This window comes from Spirochaeta cellobiosiphila DSM 17781 (genome assembly GCF_000426705.1).
Lineage (GTDB): Bacteria > Spirochaetota > Spirochaetia > DSM-17781 > DSM-17781 > Spirochaeta_E > Spirochaeta_E cellobiosiphila.
In genome coordinates this window covers 158,298-174,801 of the sequence record NZ_KE384559.1, presented here as the reverse complement: position 1 = coordinate 174,801, position 16,504 = coordinate 158,298, and the positions used below count along the sequence as shown (strand labels likewise).

The window sequence follows — 16,504 nt, the reverse complement described above, 5'->3', positions numbered from 1 at the left end:
TATGAGTACAGAAAAGCTAAGGATGGCCCCATACATTACCTGGTTAAAGGAGTCCAAGATCTCTTGCTCTGAGAGCCGCTTGGGTTCTATCTCTCAAATTCATTTTTCTTAGTATTGAACTGACCCTGTTTTTTATGGTTCCTTCAGTCAAATAAAGATGATCTGCGATTTCTTTGTTGGTATAACCAATGGCTATAAGCTCGAGTACCTCTTTATCCCTTCTGGATAATGATCCTATCATTTCACTTGTTATCGTCTCATGTTCGTATTTACGCTGGGTCTCAATGAGAGTTTCCAAAAGTTTGTCTTTTTGTTTCATGATCCGCATCAAATACCAATACAATTCAGCAAATAGTGTAAAAGCTATGAGTCCCGGTAGTTCTTTGATGACATCAAATCCGCTGTCCCCTATTTGGAGGGACTCCATTATTAGGGGAAGAAGAGCGAATGTATAAATAGTAAGGTAGGCAATCAAAGAAAAGTGTTTTGGTAATCTAGCACAAATCATGATGAGAATCAAAAACAGAAAACTCAGGCCTCCTGGATTGTCCAGAAAAAGAATTCCTGCGGCTATAAGAGCCGCGTTTACTAAAGATAGTAGCAGGATACTTACAGGTGGCCAAGATGTTTTACCTACAGGTAAGAGAATGGCATATACCACTAGGATAATAGCCCAACTCCACAAGGAATTGGTTCCCTCAATCAAAAGATGAAGGAACACAAAAAAGATTGTAAAATACAAAGCTATTCTTATGAGAGAAAATACCCTTTGGAATTCTTTTGTTCTCATTCGGATTTCTCCTTTAGGGATATGGAATATAATAACTTGCCTATTCTGCCCAGCATTATTCCTGAGATTATAGCAGAGCTTGTGAAAAAAGGTACTATGAATGCCACAGAATGCAAGTCCTCAGGGGAAATGGCTAGTTTGACGCCATAGAGGAACTTCAGGGTAAAAATGGCAGGGAAGAGAAGAAGAAAGACCGGACTACCTGCTACTATCCATTTTCCCGTTTCTTTATTATATCCTGTTAGCTTCTGTGCCAGAAAAGACCAACCGATTAATCCTCCAATTAAGAAGCAAAGCGTCCATAGTAATAAAACGACAGGATGATCAGAGGCTGATTTAAGCATTGTTGAAAAACTTAGATACATAAAAAGGACTGCCAATATCATAAGCCTTTTTTTATTTACAAATTGTTCCTGTAAATTCTTTACACCTACCATAATCCCATAAGCTAATCCTGCCCAGGCCCATATAGGAGCTCCTTTAATAATTTCTAATAACATGTTAACTCTCCCTATTGTTTCGTGATTAGCCAAGTATAGGGTTCTGGTTTTTCAATAGGGAGGTGTCAAAAGTCACATTCTAGTAACATATTAGTCATGTTTTATGTGGTGATAATAGAATGCCGCCCTAGTTTGTCTATAAAAACAGGGCGACATAGTAATTAGTTAGATAAGGCTTCTATTTTATGTAAGGTATTTCTTTGTTTGATGTATAATACGGTTCCTACCAGGAAGGCCAGAAAGAATCCCAGTGGTTGTGCTGCAAACACACCATTTACCCCCATAATATGAGGTAATATCAACACTAATGGAATCATAAAAAGCCCTTGTTGTCCTGTGGCTAATATCAAAGCATACTTCCCATTCCCCAATGCCTGGAATATTCCACCATACATAATAACCAGTCCGATAGGGACAAGAGTGACAGCCATCATTCTTATGGATGTGATTCCCAGACGAACCACTTCCTGATTCTGTGGAGAGAAGATCTCCATTATGGTACGGGCAAAGAAGAAGCTGGTTACACCTGCCACTAATCCTACTATGGTTGCGGTGAGAAATACGAGACGAATCACACCATGAACTCTAGTATATTGTTTGGCGCCATAATTGTATCCTGTTAATGGTTGCGCCCCTTGAGCCAAGCCCATTAAGGCCATCATTACAATACTAAAAAGTCTTAAGGATATACTAACTGCTGCTATGGCCGAGTCTCCAAAGAGCCCTGCCATGTTGTTAACACTGGCAAAGGAGATACTTCCTAGAAATTGTCTCGCTAGAGTTGGTGTCCCAAGTACCATGATTTGCGAATAGGATTCTTTTGTTGGGTGAAAATTGGATAAAGTAAAAGGATGAAGTTCTCCTTTTTTCCTTAGATAATAACTGGCCAGGAATAGGGAAGCCATTGCCTGAGACAGAATCGTAGCTACTGCTGCTCCTGTGATTCCCATATTAAGGACAAAAATAAAGATGGGATCCAGAATAATATTTAATACAGCTCCTATGATTTGTCCCATACTACTGTGCAGGGAAGCCCCTTCTGAACGAAGGATATTGTTAATACACATGTTAAATACTTGGAATATCGATCCACCCACAATAATACGTCCATAGAGAGACGCAACATCCATAATGGCGGGAGAAGCTCCAAATAGTCCAAGAAGAGGGCGAATAAAGATAGCTCCCAAGATAGCGAAAACTAATCCTACACCAATGGCTGTATACACAGCTGTTGCGGCGGTTTGTTCTGCTTTTTTATGCTCCTGTTCTCCCAGGCGACGGCTTATAACACTGGCCGCACCTATTCCCAGAGTTAATCCAATTGATCCTATTAATTGGAATATAGGAAAAACGATTCCTGTAGCAGCGACTGCGGCTGTATCCCTCATAAGACTTACAAAAAAGGTATCCACAACATTATATATTGCCATGACTAGCATTCCTATGATGGCCGGGGTGGATAGTTTGAAAAGGGCAGATCCAATGGCACCACTTGCCATCATTTCCATACGCTTATTGTTGTTTTGAGACGGCATATAGTCCTCCATTTACAATTTGATCTAAAACAAAGTTGATGTTTTCATCTCTTTGATCTGGAAATTGGAATAGTAATCTGGAAATGCTAGAAATCGTTGATATAGTCAATCTATTGAGCTGATCTTCTATACCTTTTCCTTTTAGTACTCCTTGCCAAACAGGAATAAAGGAAGTTACGAGCCATTCCCAGGCCTGAGGGCTGTGAGGGTAAGGGGGATTCGATACGGTGTGTTTACAATCTATAGACTTCTTCCGTTGGGCATGTCGCTGGCCGACTTTTTCTATGAGATTGTAGATTTCTGTAACGATAAGCTTAAGATCTGAGCCTTCTGGACTCTTAGTGTTATTTAAGCCTTCTTGAATTATCTTGATTGTATTAGACCATTCTCTTTGGAATACAACCTTGATCATCTCATCTTTTGTGGGATAGTAGTTATATATAGTTCCTACTGCCACACCAACACGGGCTGCTAGAGCACGGATGCTAATCTCTTTTCCCTCATCACAAACCATTTTTTCGAGTTCTTCTTCCAGTCTTTCGGAGATGTTTTTTATTATCTTTGGCATGTTTATATTAATATGAACATTGTTCATATAAGTCAAGTAGAATCGTAAATGATCGGACTACTTTGATTATTAACCCTTCTTTTTGTAAATAAAAGTTTTAATTGAGGATGCTACTTTTTCCGGTTGTTCTATCGCTGAAAAATGTCCGCAATGATCAATAATTGTTGATTCTATATTGTTAAAATTATTTTCTACAAAACCTTCCCTATAGGCCTCTATATCGACGGCTTCGTCCCTACCTCTCAAGTATAGAACGGGACTGGAAATGATGATTTCTGCTTGCCCTTTGTTGTCCTTTTCATCATTCATAAAATTCCTGTATAAATTAAAGCCTGCTGTTAATGCTCTTTTCCTTGAATAGGCAGAGGCAAAGCTTGTCTTAAGGTCATCATCAATCTTATGGCCATTGCCTACTAATAAATCATAGAAATAGGAAAAGTACTGTTGTTCCTTGCCATGGATTAAAACTTCGGGTAATTCAGGAATTAGATGGAATTTGAAATGCCATATATATGGATTCATTTTAACAGTATCCCATGGTTTTACACCAGGAATGGCAACATTCATTATAACGGCTTTGGACACTTTGTTTGGAAAATTCTTTAGGAAGGAATAAACAATTTGACCTCCTATATCTCCTCCTACTAGAGTAACTTTATCAACTTGAATTTCATTTAGTAATTCATTTATATACTTGGCAATATTCCCCTTGCTATAGGAATCAAGGGGTTCTTCTGAATCACCGATTCCAGGTAAATCAAGGGCAATAACATGAAAATCACTGGATAGGATATTCATTACCTTTTCAAATTCTCTCCAGTTTGTGGGCCAGCCATGGATAAACAGTATGGTGTTTTTAGATTTCGGTCCTACTTCAACAATGTGAATAGGGACTCTCATAACCTTTATTATTCTGTGGTTGAATTGAGATTCCTGATCCTTTTTATGAAATGGCATATCATTTCTCCTTAACTATATTGAATTAATTCTATTTTAGACATAAATTACGTCACAATATGGCATGGTTTACAAAAAAAGGGACTTGAAATGTCTAAAATGCGAAGGTTGATTGATATTTGGTTATACATTAACCGTGTGAAAAGGTTCACTGCTCAAGAGATAGGGGTAAAATTCAATATAAGTCTTCGTACTGTACAACGGGATTTATTAGAACTAACAGAAATGGGGGTTCCTTTTTACTCCGAAGTGGGTAGAAATGGTGGTTATGTAATGCTTAATAATGAAGTATTGCCTCCCATATCATTTACTGAAGAAGAAACGGCTTCGATTATTTTAACTTATGAGTCTCTAAAACAATATCAAGATATTCCATATAAAATAGAGATTGATTCTGTTATACGCAAACTTCTTGGTCAAGTTTCAGAGCCATTACAGAAAAAACTTCTTAGTTTAAAAGATTATGTATTGATGAAAATCCCTAATAGAAAGGAAGAAAATCCTTTTCTAAGAGAGATTTTTCAAGCTGCTATAATAAAACAGCAAATACTATTTTCCTATGATTCTCTAAGAGAGCAAAAAGACAAAACAGCAGTTCCTCTCGGAATATATTCAGAAAACGGTTATTGGTACTTCCCTGCATATGACTTACTCTACGAACGTATAAGCCTCTTTCGTGTTGACAGAGTAAAATCTATAAAGGGAGGTGAAAGTATTGATATAAACCTTCCAACAATTGTCGAATGGATGAACTTAAAGAAGCAGAACGTTGACGAGAATACATGTACCTTGGTTTTACAAATTAGTAGAAGAGCTACGAGAGATTTTTCAAATTCCTTTTTTGATTTTTCAAAGATTACCTGGAATGAAAATGGTACGGGTATATTATTACAGGAAATATCGGAAAATGAGTTTCAATATATAGCATCATTAATTGCAACATTTGGTTCGGAAGCAAAGATATTAGCTCCTCAAAAATTAAAAGACATACTTATCCTAAAATTAAAGAAAACAATTTCTCTTTATTGAAACTAGTGAACTGATTTGGTTCTTCAGTAAGGTCCTCAATAAATATACTGACAGATTAGTCAGATTAGTGGTATTCTCTTATCATGAATATAAATAGTGATAAAAAAAACTTTAAAGGATTTATTCCTATTCCCTCTTTTTTTGCCATAGCTCCACAAAATAGACAAGAATCAAAACCAATAAGTATCATACCTTCCTATCCCTTGGAATGTTATATCCCTGGGTCAAAAATAGAAGGAGATAGTCTATACCATTTTGATTTCCAGACCCTAAAGACAGAGGTTGTTCTTTTCAAAGTTCATGGTTGGGATATAGAAATAGGGACTGTTGTTGCCTTTGAAGAAGGGAACCTCCATATATTATGTATTGAAAAAAATAGTAAGCATAGTGTTATATCCTCTCTGAAGTCTTTAGAATGGATAGCACCAGTTACCTTTGATAGATCCCTAGCAGAAGATAAAGAACCATTACTAACAACTTTCGATGTCCTTAATTGGTTGGGAGCCTGTGTATTAAAGGGGAAAATCGAAGGTTCCTCTGTATCTTTGGATATTCTAAATCTTAGTCTTTCCAAAGCCCGCATGAAAGATGAGGGGCAAATCTTATCTCTCATAGCCTCACCTTTAAAAAGGAGAAGACCAGAAAAAACGATTAATGGCTTATCGTCAACAATCTTTGATAGAAGTACAGCTCTAGGAGCTTCTCTTAGCTGGCGTTTAGATCATCATATGATAGATCGCCACTATAATATCTATAACATCATGGCGAAAGGGTATATTCGCTCCTATAAAGAGACATTACCAGAACAAATTGATTTGGCTTTTCTAAATGATCTAGATACTAAGGCATTACTTGCCTTTTACCAAAAGGGGGAATGGCCTGTCACGAAGCTTGAACTTGAAGTGAGTGATTCCGCTTGGGCTGCGCATCTAGAGGGATGCATCCCTTTCGCGTGTAATTATGAATATTATGGGACGGTTAAGGATTGTGAGGAAGGGGTTATTGTGTGGAGTTCAGAAGAGCAGGAGAGAGTCCGTAAGCCAGATTATCCAATATTAAGTTCTCTTCTGTTCAACATATTAAAAAAAGGAGAATACCCCCTCGATGATGAAGATGAGTTCATCATGTATTTAAAAGAGGCTGTTAAAATGGGGGATGCCCCTTCTATGATACGCTTAGGTAGGTGCTATCAGCTAGGCTGGTGTGTAGATCAGGATAATTTGAAGGCTTTAGACCTATATGAGCAGGCCTATAATATAGATCAATCGATTACGAGCCTAAGGGGAATGCTCCAGGTGGATTTCCAAAATCATTTTAGGCATTTCACTGATCATCAAATTAGGGAATGGTTATCTGATATAGAACAATATAAACCTAAGGAAGAAACCGTTCCCCCAGAAGATTATTGGGATTCCGAGGCCAATGCTTTACAGGAGTTAAAGCTACTCAAAGGACAATTTCTTCTAGAAGGTTATGGATTGGAAAAAGATTTATCCGAAGCTAATCGTATCTTCTATGAAATGAAGTATCTAGGGATTGGAGATGGTAATATCTTTAAAAAATTATCAGAAAAATACTTAGTGACCTTTGAAATAAACGATGTAAGTTCCTTTGAAAATGATATGCGATCAAAGGTCCTGGACCTATATTATGCAAAGGAAATCTTAGATGACAGATTCAAAGTACCTCCTGCTTATTTAAACTATATTGCTAATGTTAAAGAGATTTATAAAAAAGGCTGGCTTTATGTCTCCGGTTCTACTGAGGCTATCTCCAACACTCAAGGTTGTTTTAAGTTTCATAATTGTCAAATAGGCTCTGTAGATATTATCATGATTAATGTTGGGTGGTGGTCAGACAAACATGATTACTGGTTAAGCTGTGATACAAAATATTCTTTTGGTAAAGTCTTTGATTGTTATGATATCAATGTGTCAGAACTGAATGAAGGCAGTGCTGATGAATTGTGGGATTCTTGGGAAGATTTTTTGATGAAATTGTAAAAAGAAGGTAAGGTAAATGAAGAAAAAAGTAATGTATTGGTTTTTTTTAATGTGCTTAGTATCCGCATATGGGGAAGACCCTGTTATAGGAGATAGTATTGGTGAGTATGTTGAGACTCACATTACAAATTATAATAACCATCAAGTTATTATGAATCCCCTTGGATGGAATGACATTGAAATTTATGGTTTCATAGATCCAAGTAGAGCATCAGCCACCATGTTGCAGTTTCACCAAAAGGGCAAAGTAGGATTTCCCTTTGGATTTATTGTAGGTGAATCACCAAATGCTTATTGTTTATTAGACACTAATGGTGACGGAATATTAGATAGAAAATCTGTAAATCTAATACCTCCTTTCTGGGGTGTTCATCCAAAAACTATCACTAAAGTAGATGATGCTTTCTTTGAAACTCTAAATTATCTGTACATAAGCTTTCAAAACGAGGATGGTCCAAAAGGTATGAATAGCAAAATGAATGATTTTATGTTTGCTATAACAAATGCTTCACAGAATTTAGATACTCCCAATCGTGATCTTTATTATGCATTACATTCCTATCTGAATTATGTTCAAAAGTATCCTGATGTTGGTTTAGAATCTATTAAGTTTTTAGAGTTTACTTTTAAGGAAAGATTTGGAGGAACTCATGCCGTTATCGAGTTGTTTCACGTTGAATCACTAATAAATATAGGAAGAAGAAAAGAAGCATACTCATTACTAAATGATACAAACTACAAAGATTTCAAACCCCTTATTGTTTACAGTTATAAACTTGAGGAGGATCCTCAAGTAAAAGAGGAAAAACGGAAACAGCTATTAGAACTATATAGTGAGCATTGGATGGTCAAAAAAATATTGGGTATTTAGATCATTATCTTGTTCTGTCTCTGAAAAGGATTCCATCTTAGCAGCACTTGCTAGTACAGCAACCATATAGGCAAAAATATCGTATCCTAAATCTGTTTTAACCTCTTTTAATCTTTCTTCCATTCCATTATCAGCGATAAGATTTATGGAATTGTCTAAAATAGAATCAACGAATTTTTCATAATCACTATCTTTGTATTCCTTCTGAGCAGAATACAAACCTCTGAGTATCATTGCGAGGGACGTGCCTGTTTCTGTTTGGAATTGAGCATTTTCTTCACTCCTTTGAAGACCCGTAAATGAAGATTATACACCCACTACTTAGGCCGTTAATCACAAAGCATAAGAGAGTGTGTCTCTATTGGCAGTACTCAGAATAGGCACTCACAGCTGTACATCATAGAAACCCACACCTGTGTATCATAAACACCCACACCTGTGCATTGTAAGCACCCACACTTGTAGGTGAGCTCCTATGTCATGCTAGAAGAGACTCGACCACAGCTCTAAGGGAGGCATAGTTAAAGAGTCACTTTCCCTAACCCAGATTCCAGATATCGCTGTGTCGTACCATTTCTCTTCTCATAGGGACTTCGATAAAAGCCTCTTATCGACAAATGATCCAACCATAGGCTTTCTTCATAATAACTATATCTACTAAGAAGTGTATTGATACTATTAGGCCAATCATAAGAGTCTATTACTTCATCAAGATCTTGATTTTCTCTATCTATCATGACAACTGGTGACGTTAGAATTCTAAAAGAATAGGTTCGCCATTGAATACGAAGGGCATTTTGAACTGTGAAAGATGTGAGCTTTACACAGAAAACTTTACAGGCTCACCTCTTCATTCAAAAGGATATTTTTTGTTTCTTGCCATAGGATGTATTAATTCTTGTGAAATCAATGTAAGTACTGACCCTTTATCGAGGAAGAAATCTATCTATATCTAAGCCTCTATCCAGAATCAAATGTCCTGTATCTCTTAATACTTTAATCTCCGTATTGAGTTGAAGTTGTTTTAGTCTGTCTACACTTTTTTCTGTGTTTAATAGGACGTCGTGATCCCCTGCTGCATAGTAGATTGGCATGGTAAGCGCTTGTAATTCTTCATCTGTAAAGACGGGAACTGGTTCTGTAAGAGGTCGAAAGTGTTTTTGTAACAACTTTTGGAAGGATTTTGCTTCCTTTGGCATAGGTACTTTGTGACTTATAAGACTATTAATCTTATCCATCCCTTTATTTCCCTGTAAGGAATACCAAAAAAATTTAAGGATGAAATCTGATCTCTGAGGGGCTAGGCCACTTGGTGCTATTAGAGCTAATGCTTTCACTCGTTGAGGATATATTGTGGCAAATCTAAGAGCAAACCATCCACCTAAACTCATGCCTACAAAAGAAGCTTGATCTAATTGTAAAGCATCCATAACTCCCTCTAGCCATAATTCTGGTTCCTTTGATTTTAATATAGGACGTTGTGCTTCTGTAAATCCCGGTTCACCTGGTAGATCCACAGCTAGGACTCTTCTTGTTTTTCCCCATAAAGGAATATCATTCAGCCAACTTAGGCTTGTAGACATAGAACCATGAAGGAGAAGGGTAGGTATTCCATTTGGATTTCCCCATTCTAATATAGTTGTAGCACCTAAAGGAGTCTCAACTGTGAATTGCTTTAGAGAATCCTTCCATTCTTCTAAGTGAAATCTGTACAGATTATGTAAATCTTTTTTACCTTTATTAGTTTTCCAAACATTGATGGGCATATGATACTCTCCTTAGTCCTGATTTAAGGACATGTTTTTAAACATATTCATGATTTGAATCATGAAGTCACAATCTCCTGTAAAGCTATACCGTGCTGTCTGAGCAGATTCCTGATAGGAAAAATTAAAATCGACATGTCCCCGTGTAGGATCAGGTTCTGCTAAAGCTGCCATGATACTATTGGATATGCTAGAAGCCTTATATAACGAATATCCTTTGTAAGTGACATGAGTTGTTACCTCCATAGATGGTTCTTCTCTTTCCTCCTCCAACTCATTGGGCATGGTGCTTAGTTCTTGGTGGGCAAACTGAGCTAGAGAGTTAGGAGATACCATCCAGTTCCTTCCTATCTTCGTTCCCTGGATTTTTCCTTCTCTGATAAATCGTTGTACTGTCTTTTTATGAAGCTTTAATATGGTAGATATTTCATCTACACTATACCATTCTTGATTCATTGTTATTCCTTATTGAGGTTATGATTGCTTATAAATTGGGGTTTGTCAAATTTATTAGGTAATAATAAGTAATAAAAAGAAATTTGTGTAGTTTGACTGTATTTGTTATTTTTTAAGACCTGCGTCCTTGATACGCCTATATTCTCTACTCATACTTGATTGTAAGGTCCACCTGGATCTAGCAGATAAATATAAATATCCCTATTAGCAAATTTTTTCGAAAACAAAGATTTAATGACAATGGCCCCTTTTGTTAGACCCTAATAAATATACTGATAAATGTAGTTTTATTGAGCTGATTTGCTGTATCTTAGTAAGTATGTAATATTTAATCTAAGCTAGGGGAGTTATTATTATGAAGACTAATTTACGTGTAATTGTTATTTCTTTGTTTTTAGTATTCGGCATCATTTCTTGCAAATCTGTGACAGATACAAACAAGGATATTGTAGATCAGGCAGCACAGAATGTGATGGCAAAGTACAAAGTTCCAGGTATGGCATTGGCCATTATTGAGAATAACGAGATTAGTTATGTGGGGACTTATGGGCTGGCAACGCCTACAAATATGGTGACCAAAGAGACTATATTTAATGTAGCTTCTCTGACGAAACCATTATTTGCCTTGTCCTATTTGCATCTTGTACAGGATGGTATGGCAGATCTGGATGAACCACTAATGAAGTATTGGATAGATCCTGATGTAAAGGATGATCCTCGATTGGAAAAATTAACAGCTCGTTTAGTATTAAGTCATCAAAGCGGATTTCCCAATTGGCGTGGATCCAATAAATTACGGTTTTTATTCACTCCTGGAGATAGACATGAGTATTCTGGTGAAGGATACCAATATCTCCGTATGGCTATGGAAAATAAAACAGGACTAACCTATACAGAACTAATGAATCAAAATGTTTTTGCTCCCCTGGGAATGAATCACACAATCTTAGGATGGTCTGACGAAATATCTGAAAATCTAGCTAATGGCTTTGATGAGGAAGGAGAATTGATCAGCAGTGAACATCTTAAAAATCGTGTACCTAATGCTGCTGCCAGTACCTTCACCACAATTGAAGATTATGCTCGATTTGCCGCATGGGTAAGTGACGGTGCCTCCTTAACTCCAGAAGTATTCAAGGAAATGTCAACTTTACAATCGGTACATCCTAATCCCATAGAGTTTTACGGACTTGGATGGCGATTAACACAAATGTCCGAGAGTAGAACCATTCTGGAACATGATGGAAGAGAACCGGGAGTCAGAACCTTAATTATGGTTGATCCTGTAAAGGATAGAGCTTTTGTTCTGCTGACAAATAGTTCTAATGGAGAATTGGTTGTCCCTTCTATGGTCAAAGCCATTTGGCCTGATGGGGGAGATGTTTTGGCTCAACGGGACGAAGATATCTGGGTTTACTTAGCTGGCATACCTGAACCAGCGGTACAGGGAATGTTAGGTTTTATCTCTCAATCCCCTTCTTTTGTTATGAAGTTGCTTTACGCTGCAAAAGCAGGAATTGTTGATCCTGGCTCTATTAGTTCTGAAGAAAATCAGGAATTGGATCAATTAATAGAAGATCTGGTATATGGGAACTTTGTTGGTGACATAAGTGCTGAGCAGGTTAATGAAGTGTTTCTACAACTAGGTTCTCCTACTGAGCAAGGTTTTCATTTTTACAATCTCATGACAGTTGATCAAGTTCATCAATGGATGGAAAGTATGAGAGCTCTTAATTAGTAGATAATGACCTTAGGTAATTATATATTATCTAAGGTCATTTAAAAAATATTGGAGCAGGGTTACTTTCAGAACGCTTATAATCTGGCATAACACCCTCGGGATATAGGAACTAATAATGACAATTCTTGATGATGCTAATAGTCCAATAGATCAGTTAGTTCTGTTATCTTCTCATGTGCTTCTTTTGAGATCTTCGTTTTATCAAGCCATTCTCTTGTATATTTAAGAGACCAACCTGTTGGTATTTTTTGAGAGAGAAGGGCTCTTAATTCTGATTCAAAAGCTTCTATGGAAATACCAGCACCTGTGTATATACAAGCCTTCAAATAGAGATACAAAAGGCGCATACCCTCTTCCTGATCTTCTAATATTTGATCTTCAAACTCATGGATATACTGGACACCCTCTTCAAAGCATTCTTCAAGCATGTATAGTTCTATAGTATCCAAATGCATTCCCATGTTGTAGGGATCCTTTGTCGCCGCTAATTGCAGATATGTCCATACCTTATCAATATCTTTCATTTTATGATAAATGTTAGCAATGAAAGTATAGGCTTCACTAGAGTCAGGATCGATTTCAATTACCCTTTCCATATCCCTTAATGCTTTTTGATCTTCTCCTATTTGTTTATAGAGAATAGCGCGATTTGTTAAGGTTGTTTCTGATTCTTCCATCTTTATGGCTTTAGACATCGCTTCAAGGGATTCCTTTGTATACCCTAAACAACCACAAATGGCTCCTTTAAGCACGTAAAATCTTAGACTATCGTCTTCAAGATCAATAGCTCTATTGATGAAATCCAGAGCTATATTAAAATATCCCTCATTGTAATAGGATTCGGCCTTATCTGCTAATCGATTAGCTTCCCCCTGAAAGAGCTCCCAATCTACTTCATCTTCTGTCCTAAAGTAAGCGTCTCTTTTATAAGTTAATGGACTATTAGGGAAAGAAGGTTCCACCTCAATCCATATCGTATCAGGAACAAATCTGAAAAGCCAAAACATTTCTGTCAAATCAGGAGTATCTGATTGATAGATATCAAAGCAAAATGACTCTTCCTCTGCATCTACAAGCATAGCCAGGAAGAACATATACTCTCTGAGAACGAGAGATGTATTGGCTTCTGTAAAGCTCGTTTTCTGGAAAGTCACTTTTGATAACTTGATATTCAGTAATCGATTAAGAAGAATTTCATACCATCCGTCAGGATAGATACCTAATGCTTGGTTTAACTCGGCTTTGATACGATTGATTTCTGTATCAAGAATGGTTATCAGTTCTGATTCCTCTGAGGTTTCTTTAACTTTATCAATGAAGGAATTCATATCCAAATGGTTCTTGATAATAGAACCCATATAATCAACAAGCACTTTACTTTCATAGTCTTTTAAGTATTCAAAAGTAATAATATTGTCCAGTAGATTATATCTTTCTTGTTCATTTACAAATATCTTAGTATCAATAGGAGTTAATAAGCCTTTAGAATAATCTGCCCAATTTACTTCTGTTTTCTGTAAACGAGTCGCGACAAGATTGTCATATCGTTTCTTAATGAATGTTGATGTTTGCTGATTTTGTTTAATGCTTTTAATCGCATGGTTGATTTTATGTTCTTCCCCTGATTCGAGGTATTCACAAATTAAAGAAAGATTATCATTAGCGAGATCTGGCAGTTCAAGGTTCTCTTTAAACAAAGGAATGTTATGTTCTGGAAAGGCAGGAATAGATTGTGCGATTAGAGAATCTTTTTTATATCTTATCCAGATTTTTTTGATTTTACCATCTAATGCATAATAAAGGCATTTGAAAGGATCCTCCCATCCATAGGGAAGTCTATCAATCTTTGTAGTCGGAGTTGTCCTATAATCGATTCCCCTTAGACTAAGACCTAGCTCCTCACCTTTTGATTGATAATTTAAGGTGAGTTCAAAGTCTGTATATTCGGGCAACTTTGAACCTGGAAATGGTAAGGGGATAATATCTGATCTTATGTATTCTAGAAGATCTTTAACTCCCATACCTTTGACCGTTGGTAATTGGCTTCTTTTTAGCGTTCTATGGACTAATGTGTTAGGTGGAAATAGTTGATAAGCCCAATCAAATTCGTCCCTAAGCTGTGTGTCTATAATGTCTCTAATAGGGCTTAGATAATTTCTATTCCCTTGGTCATCTATATAATAATATCCTCCACCAGAAGAACCATTGTCCATAACATAGACATAAGCATGATAAAGTACCTCGGGCTTTAGAATGTTATCTGTGGCTTCTTGAACCTTTTTATAAGTATCCTTTAGTCGTTCATTGTTATCAATGAAATGTTGGGCTGTATCAATAAGTTTTTGATGAGAAGGGGATTTATATTCTAGGTTCGTCGCTTTATAAGTGAAGCAATTCAGTAATATAGCCTTATCCCAAACAGCTTGACTGAAATCACTTTCATTCAAGTAGCAATCCAGAAAAAGGCTATTGGTGAAATCACAATGAGAACAATTTGTATGTTCCATATTGATTGAATCAAGAGTTGTTCCCTTAAAGGAAGCTCCAGATAGGTTCGCTCCATCAAAATCTACTTTATAAAAATAAACATTATCAAATACTTCACCACGTAGATCCATATTTCTAAAGGATAATTGATTACCCTCTAATCCTTTACTTTTTACATACATTAGGTGTTCTATTAACTTTTTTTGTATATCTTCCATTTTTGGTTACCTTTTATTTCCTTTATTAACAACAATATATAGCAATAATTCATTTTTAAAAACAAAATACTGACTTTTTAGTTAGTTATAAAAATTGGTAATAACTGAGCTGTAAACCTTAGGAAGGGAAAACTGATGCCCATTAAGTTAATAAAAATATATACTATTCTTAAATAACACTGGGGGGCAATGATGGCCCATCGAAACAAGTATATGTTTAATTATTTTATAGTTATGCTGGTCTTTACCTTTCTAGCATGGGGGATCATCGTTTTCTTACATTGGGATTTTAGTAAGCCACAGGCCTTATTATTAATGTGAATCCCATTAAAGATCTATATGTGATTGACTCATTCTTATGATTCTTCTTGCCATGGGTTTATTAAAAATTATTCCTTTTGAAAAAGATTTGTCTCTAGTTATACTGGTGGTACAATCGATAGGAAGAGCGAACCTGATAGATTAGAAATCTGTATTCCCTTACTAAATAAATTATAATTAACTTGCTTCAGGAAATCATACGCATTACTATTACTATATAGAATAGAACGTTGCTCTATTCATAAGGAGTTAGTATGCCAAAGATCAATCTTCACGTAGATGGTGCTGTCTTATTTATTGCTGGTTTAGTTATTTATATTCAATTGGGATTACCTATTTGGGCATTCTTCGTTTTCCTTTTAGTTCCAGATCTTTTTATGTTGGGTTATCTTATTAATAACAACTGGGGGGCAAGGGTGTATAATATTGGTCATTCCCTTGCCTGGCCTCTTGTCTGTGCCATCATAGGAATAGTCCTATCCAATCCACTCTGGTATGGAATCGCTTTGATTTGGACTAGTCATATTGGAATGGATCATGCTATGGGGTATGGGTTTAAATACAATGATGCCTTCAAGCATACCCATTTTTCAGAGGTGTAAATGGCTTATCGTAGAACAGATGCTCGTATTCAACATAGTGAAGAGATGCGCGAAAATATTCTAAAGGCAGCCCTTATCCTGATAAAGGAAAAGGGTCTCGCTGGTTTAACCATTCGTAAGACAATAGACAGGGCTTCTACATCAAATGGGAACTTTTATTTTTACTTCAAGGATAAAGAGGACCTAATAGATCAACTTATTAAAAGCGAAGTAGAGAAAGTTTTAGCTCCAGTGGATAGAATAGGACAATATTACCAGAAGAAGGAGCTATCTTCTGCTGTTATCTTAGCTTCAATGGTTTATACAGGAGTGAAGGTGGGGTTAGATTACAGTAGTCATTCAGGAATACTATTTCAGAAGGCCTTACGTAGTAGAACCTATTCTATTCTACGACCTATCATGATTGAGAGAACCCAGAAGGTGTTTGAAAGTATTCAGCTTCCTGATGGCTTGGATTCCTTATTAGGGGCTACCATGTGGCAAGGAAGTCTATTGGTAACTATAGAAGAATATGGCAATAAGGAATGTGATCATCATAAGGTTGCCCTTCATTGTGCCAGTTGGAATTTGAGGGCTCTGGGATGGGAGCAGAAGGATGCTCTTCAGGCTCTGGAGCAGGTTGTTAAGACACCAATAACAGAGTTATCATAGAAAAGAGAG

Annotated in this window: 16 protein-coding genes; 6 read left to right on the top strand and 10 right to left on the bottom strand. The window is 36.5% G+C overall.

Going from position 1 to position 16,504, the window contains the following annotated elements; translation table 11 throughout:
* Positions 1-43: 43 nt before the first annotated feature.
* From K345_RS23615 to K345_RS21900, 5 genes are all read right to left on the bottom strand, one after another.
* Positions 44-790: a helix-turn-helix domain-containing protein gene (locus K345_RS23615; protein WP_053228472.1), complete on the bottom strand. Its 747-nt coding sequence runs from the start codon at positions 788-790 to the stop codon at positions 44-46.
* The gene (locus K345_RS0118820) at positions 787-1,290 is read right to left on the bottom strand and encodes a DUF6622 family protein (RefSeq protein ID WP_028975482.1); all 504 of its coding nucleotides are present in this window, start codon (positions 1,288-1,290) and stop codon (positions 787-789) included. Before K345_RS0118820 ends, K345_RS23615 begins: the two co-directional genes overlap by 4 nt.
* Before the next feature lie 161 nt (positions 1,291-1,451).
* Complete coding sequence (locus tag K345_RS0118815; RefSeq protein ID WP_028975481.1) at positions 1,452-2,825, bottom strand: MATE family efflux transporter; 1,374 nt, start codon at positions 2,823-2,825, stop codon at positions 1,452-1,454.
* Complete coding sequence (locus tag K345_RS21905; protein WP_037573326.1) at positions 2,803-3,393, bottom strand: TetR/AcrR family transcriptional regulator; 591 nt, start codon at positions 3,391-3,393, stop codon at positions 2,803-2,805. Before K345_RS21905 ends, K345_RS0118815 begins: the two co-directional genes overlap by 23 nt.
* A 69-nt stretch (positions 3,394-3,462) precedes the next feature.
* Positions 3,463-4,350 carry an alpha/beta fold hydrolase gene (locus K345_RS21900; RefSeq protein WP_053228471.1) on the bottom strand — a complete coding sequence of 296 codons (888 nt, stop codon included), beginning with the start codon at positions 4,348-4,350 and terminating at the stop codon, positions 3,463-3,465.
* Positions 4,351-4,440: 90 nt separating this feature from the next.
* Here K345_RS21900 and K345_RS0118800 point away from each other — a divergent pair, with 90 nt between their 5' ends.
* The 3 genes from K345_RS0118800 (at position 4,441) to K345_RS22680 (ending at position 8,253) form a co-directional block, all read left to right on the top strand.
* Complete coding sequence (locus K345_RS0118800) at positions 4,441-5,379, top strand: helix-turn-helix transcriptional regulator (protein WP_028975480.1); 939 nt, start codon at positions 4,441-4,443, stop codon at positions 5,377-5,379.
* A gap of 83 nt (positions 5,380-5,462) precedes the next feature.
* Positions 5,463-7,382, top strand: a complete 1,920-nt coding sequence (locus K345_RS0118795) for a tetratricopeptide repeat protein (protein WP_028975479.1) — start codon at positions 5,463-5,465, stop codon at positions 7,380-7,382.
* A gap of 16 nt (positions 7,383-7,398) precedes the next feature.
* Positions 7,399-8,253: a hypothetical protein gene (locus tag K345_RS22680; RefSeq protein WP_053228470.1), complete on the top strand. Its 855-nt coding sequence runs from the start codon at positions 7,399-7,401 to the stop codon at positions 8,251-8,253.
* On the opposite strand, the gene K345_RS0118785 is transcribed toward K345_RS22680, so the two are convergent.
* The 4 genes from K345_RS0118785 to K345_RS22675 all read right to left on the bottom strand — a co-directional run bounded on the left by K345_RS0118785 (position 8,209) and on the right by K345_RS22675 (position 10,475).
* Positions 8,209-8,487, bottom strand: coding sequence for a hypothetical protein (locus K345_RS0118785; RefSeq protein ID WP_028975478.1), 279 nt, complete (start codon positions 8,485-8,487; stop codon positions 8,209-8,211). The genes K345_RS22680 and K345_RS0118785 overlap by 45 nt on opposite strands.
* Positions 8,488-8,774: 287 nt before the next feature.
* The gene (locus K345_RS0118780) at positions 8,775-8,990 is read right to left on the bottom strand and encodes a hypothetical protein (RefSeq protein WP_028975477.1); all 216 of its coding nucleotides are present in this window, start codon (positions 8,988-8,990) and stop codon (positions 8,775-8,777) included.
* A 189-nt stretch (positions 8,991-9,179) separates the two neighbouring features.
* A complete protein-coding gene (locus K345_RS0118775) occupies positions 9,180-10,019 on the bottom strand; it encodes an alpha/beta fold hydrolase (RefSeq protein WP_028975476.1) in 840 nt (279 codons plus the stop codon).
* 12 nt (positions 10,020-10,031) lie between these two features.
* Positions 10,032-10,475 (bottom strand): helix-turn-helix domain-containing protein, encoded by a 444-nt coding sequence (locus K345_RS22675; protein ID WP_053228469.1) that lies wholly within the window; start codon positions 10,473-10,475, stop codon positions 10,032-10,034.
* Between the two features lie 355 nt (positions 10,476-10,830).
* Between K345_RS22675 and K345_RS22670 the strand changes: the two genes are divergently transcribed.
* Positions 10,831-12,213: a serine hydrolase domain-containing protein gene (locus K345_RS22670; protein ID WP_053228468.1), complete on the top strand. Its 1,383-nt coding sequence runs from the start codon at positions 10,831-10,833 to the stop codon at positions 12,211-12,213.
* A gap of 137 nt (positions 12,214-12,350) precedes the next feature.
* Here K345_RS22670 and K345_RS0118760 read toward each other — a convergent pair whose 3' ends face one another.
* On the bottom strand, positions 12,351-14,921 hold the full coding sequence (locus K345_RS0118760) for a pentapeptide repeat-containing protein (protein ID WP_028975475.1): 2,571 nt from the start codon (positions 14,919-14,921) through the stop codon (positions 12,351-12,353).
* A 575-nt stretch (positions 14,922-15,496) separates the two neighbouring features.
* Here K345_RS0118760 and K345_RS0118755 point away from each other — a divergent pair.
* Both K345_RS0118755 and K345_RS0118750 read left to right on the top strand, forming a co-directional pair.
* Positions 15,497-15,844, top strand: a complete 348-nt coding sequence (locus K345_RS0118755) for a DUF4260 domain-containing protein (RefSeq protein WP_028975474.1) — start codon at positions 15,497-15,499, stop codon at positions 15,842-15,844.
* A complete protein-coding gene (locus K345_RS0118750; protein ID WP_028975473.1) occupies positions 15,845-16,495 on the top strand; it encodes a TetR/AcrR family transcriptional regulator in 651 nt (216 codons plus the stop codon). It abuts the gene before it with no gap.
* Positions 16,496-16,504: the final 9 nt, after the last annotated feature.

Coding starts and splice junctions, on each gene's coding strand:
- K345_RS21905 (WP_037573326.1), bottom strand. CDS start 3,393: ATGCCAAAGATAATAAAAAACATCTCCGAAAGACTGGAAGAAGAACTC.
- K345_RS0118785 (WP_028975478.1), bottom strand. CDS start 8,487: ATGATACTCAGAGGTTTGTATTCTGCTCAGAAGGAATACAAAGATAGT.
- K345_RS23615 (WP_053228472.1), bottom strand. CDS start 790: ATGAGAACAAAAGAATTCCAAAGGGTATTTTCTCTCATAAGAATAGCT.
- K345_RS22670 (WP_053228468.1), top strand. CDS start 10,831: ATGAAGACTAATTTACGTGTAATTGTTATTTCTTTGTTTTTAGTATTC.
- K345_RS22675 (WP_053228469.1), bottom strand. CDS start 10,475: ATGAATCAAGAATGGTATAGTGTAGATGAAATATCTACCATATTAAAG.
- K345_RS0118760 (WP_028975475.1), bottom strand. CDS start 14,921: ATGGAAGATATACAAAAAAAGTTAATAGAACACCTAATGTATGTAAAA.
- K345_RS0118755 (WP_028975474.1), top strand. CDS start 15,497: ATGCCAAAGATCAATCTTCACGTAGATGGTGCTGTCTTATTTATTGCT.
- K345_RS0118750 (WP_028975473.1), top strand. CDS start 15,845: ATGGCTTATCGTAGAACAGATGCTCGTATTCAACATAGTGAAGAGATG.
- K345_RS0118815 (WP_028975481.1), bottom strand. CDS start 2,825: ATGCCGTCTCAAAACAACAATAAGCGTATGGAAATGATGGCAAGTGGT.
- K345_RS0118775 (WP_028975476.1), bottom strand. CDS start 10,019: ATGCCCATCAATGTTTGGAAAACTAATAAAGGTAAAAAAGATTTACAT.
- K345_RS21900 (WP_053228471.1), bottom strand. CDS start 4,350: ATGCCATTTCATAAAAAGGATCAGGAATCTCAATTCAACCACAGAATA.
- K345_RS0118820 (WP_028975482.1), bottom strand. CDS start 1,290: ATGTTATTAGAAATTATTAAAGGAGCTCCTATATGGGCCTGGGCAGGA.
- K345_RS0118780 (WP_028975477.1), bottom strand. CDS start 8,990: ATGATAGATAGAGAAAATCAAGATCTTGATGAAGTAATAGACTCTTAT.
- K345_RS0118795 (WP_028975479.1), top strand. CDS start 5,463: ATGAATATAAATAGTGATAAAAAAAACTTTAAAGGATTTATTCCTATT.
- K345_RS22680 (WP_053228470.1), top strand. CDS start 7,399: ATGAAGAAAAAAGTAATGTATTGGTTTTTTTTAATGTGCTTAGTATCC.
- K345_RS0118800 (WP_028975480.1), top strand. CDS start 4,441: ATGTCTAAAATGCGAAGGTTGATTGATATTTGGTTATACATTAACCGT.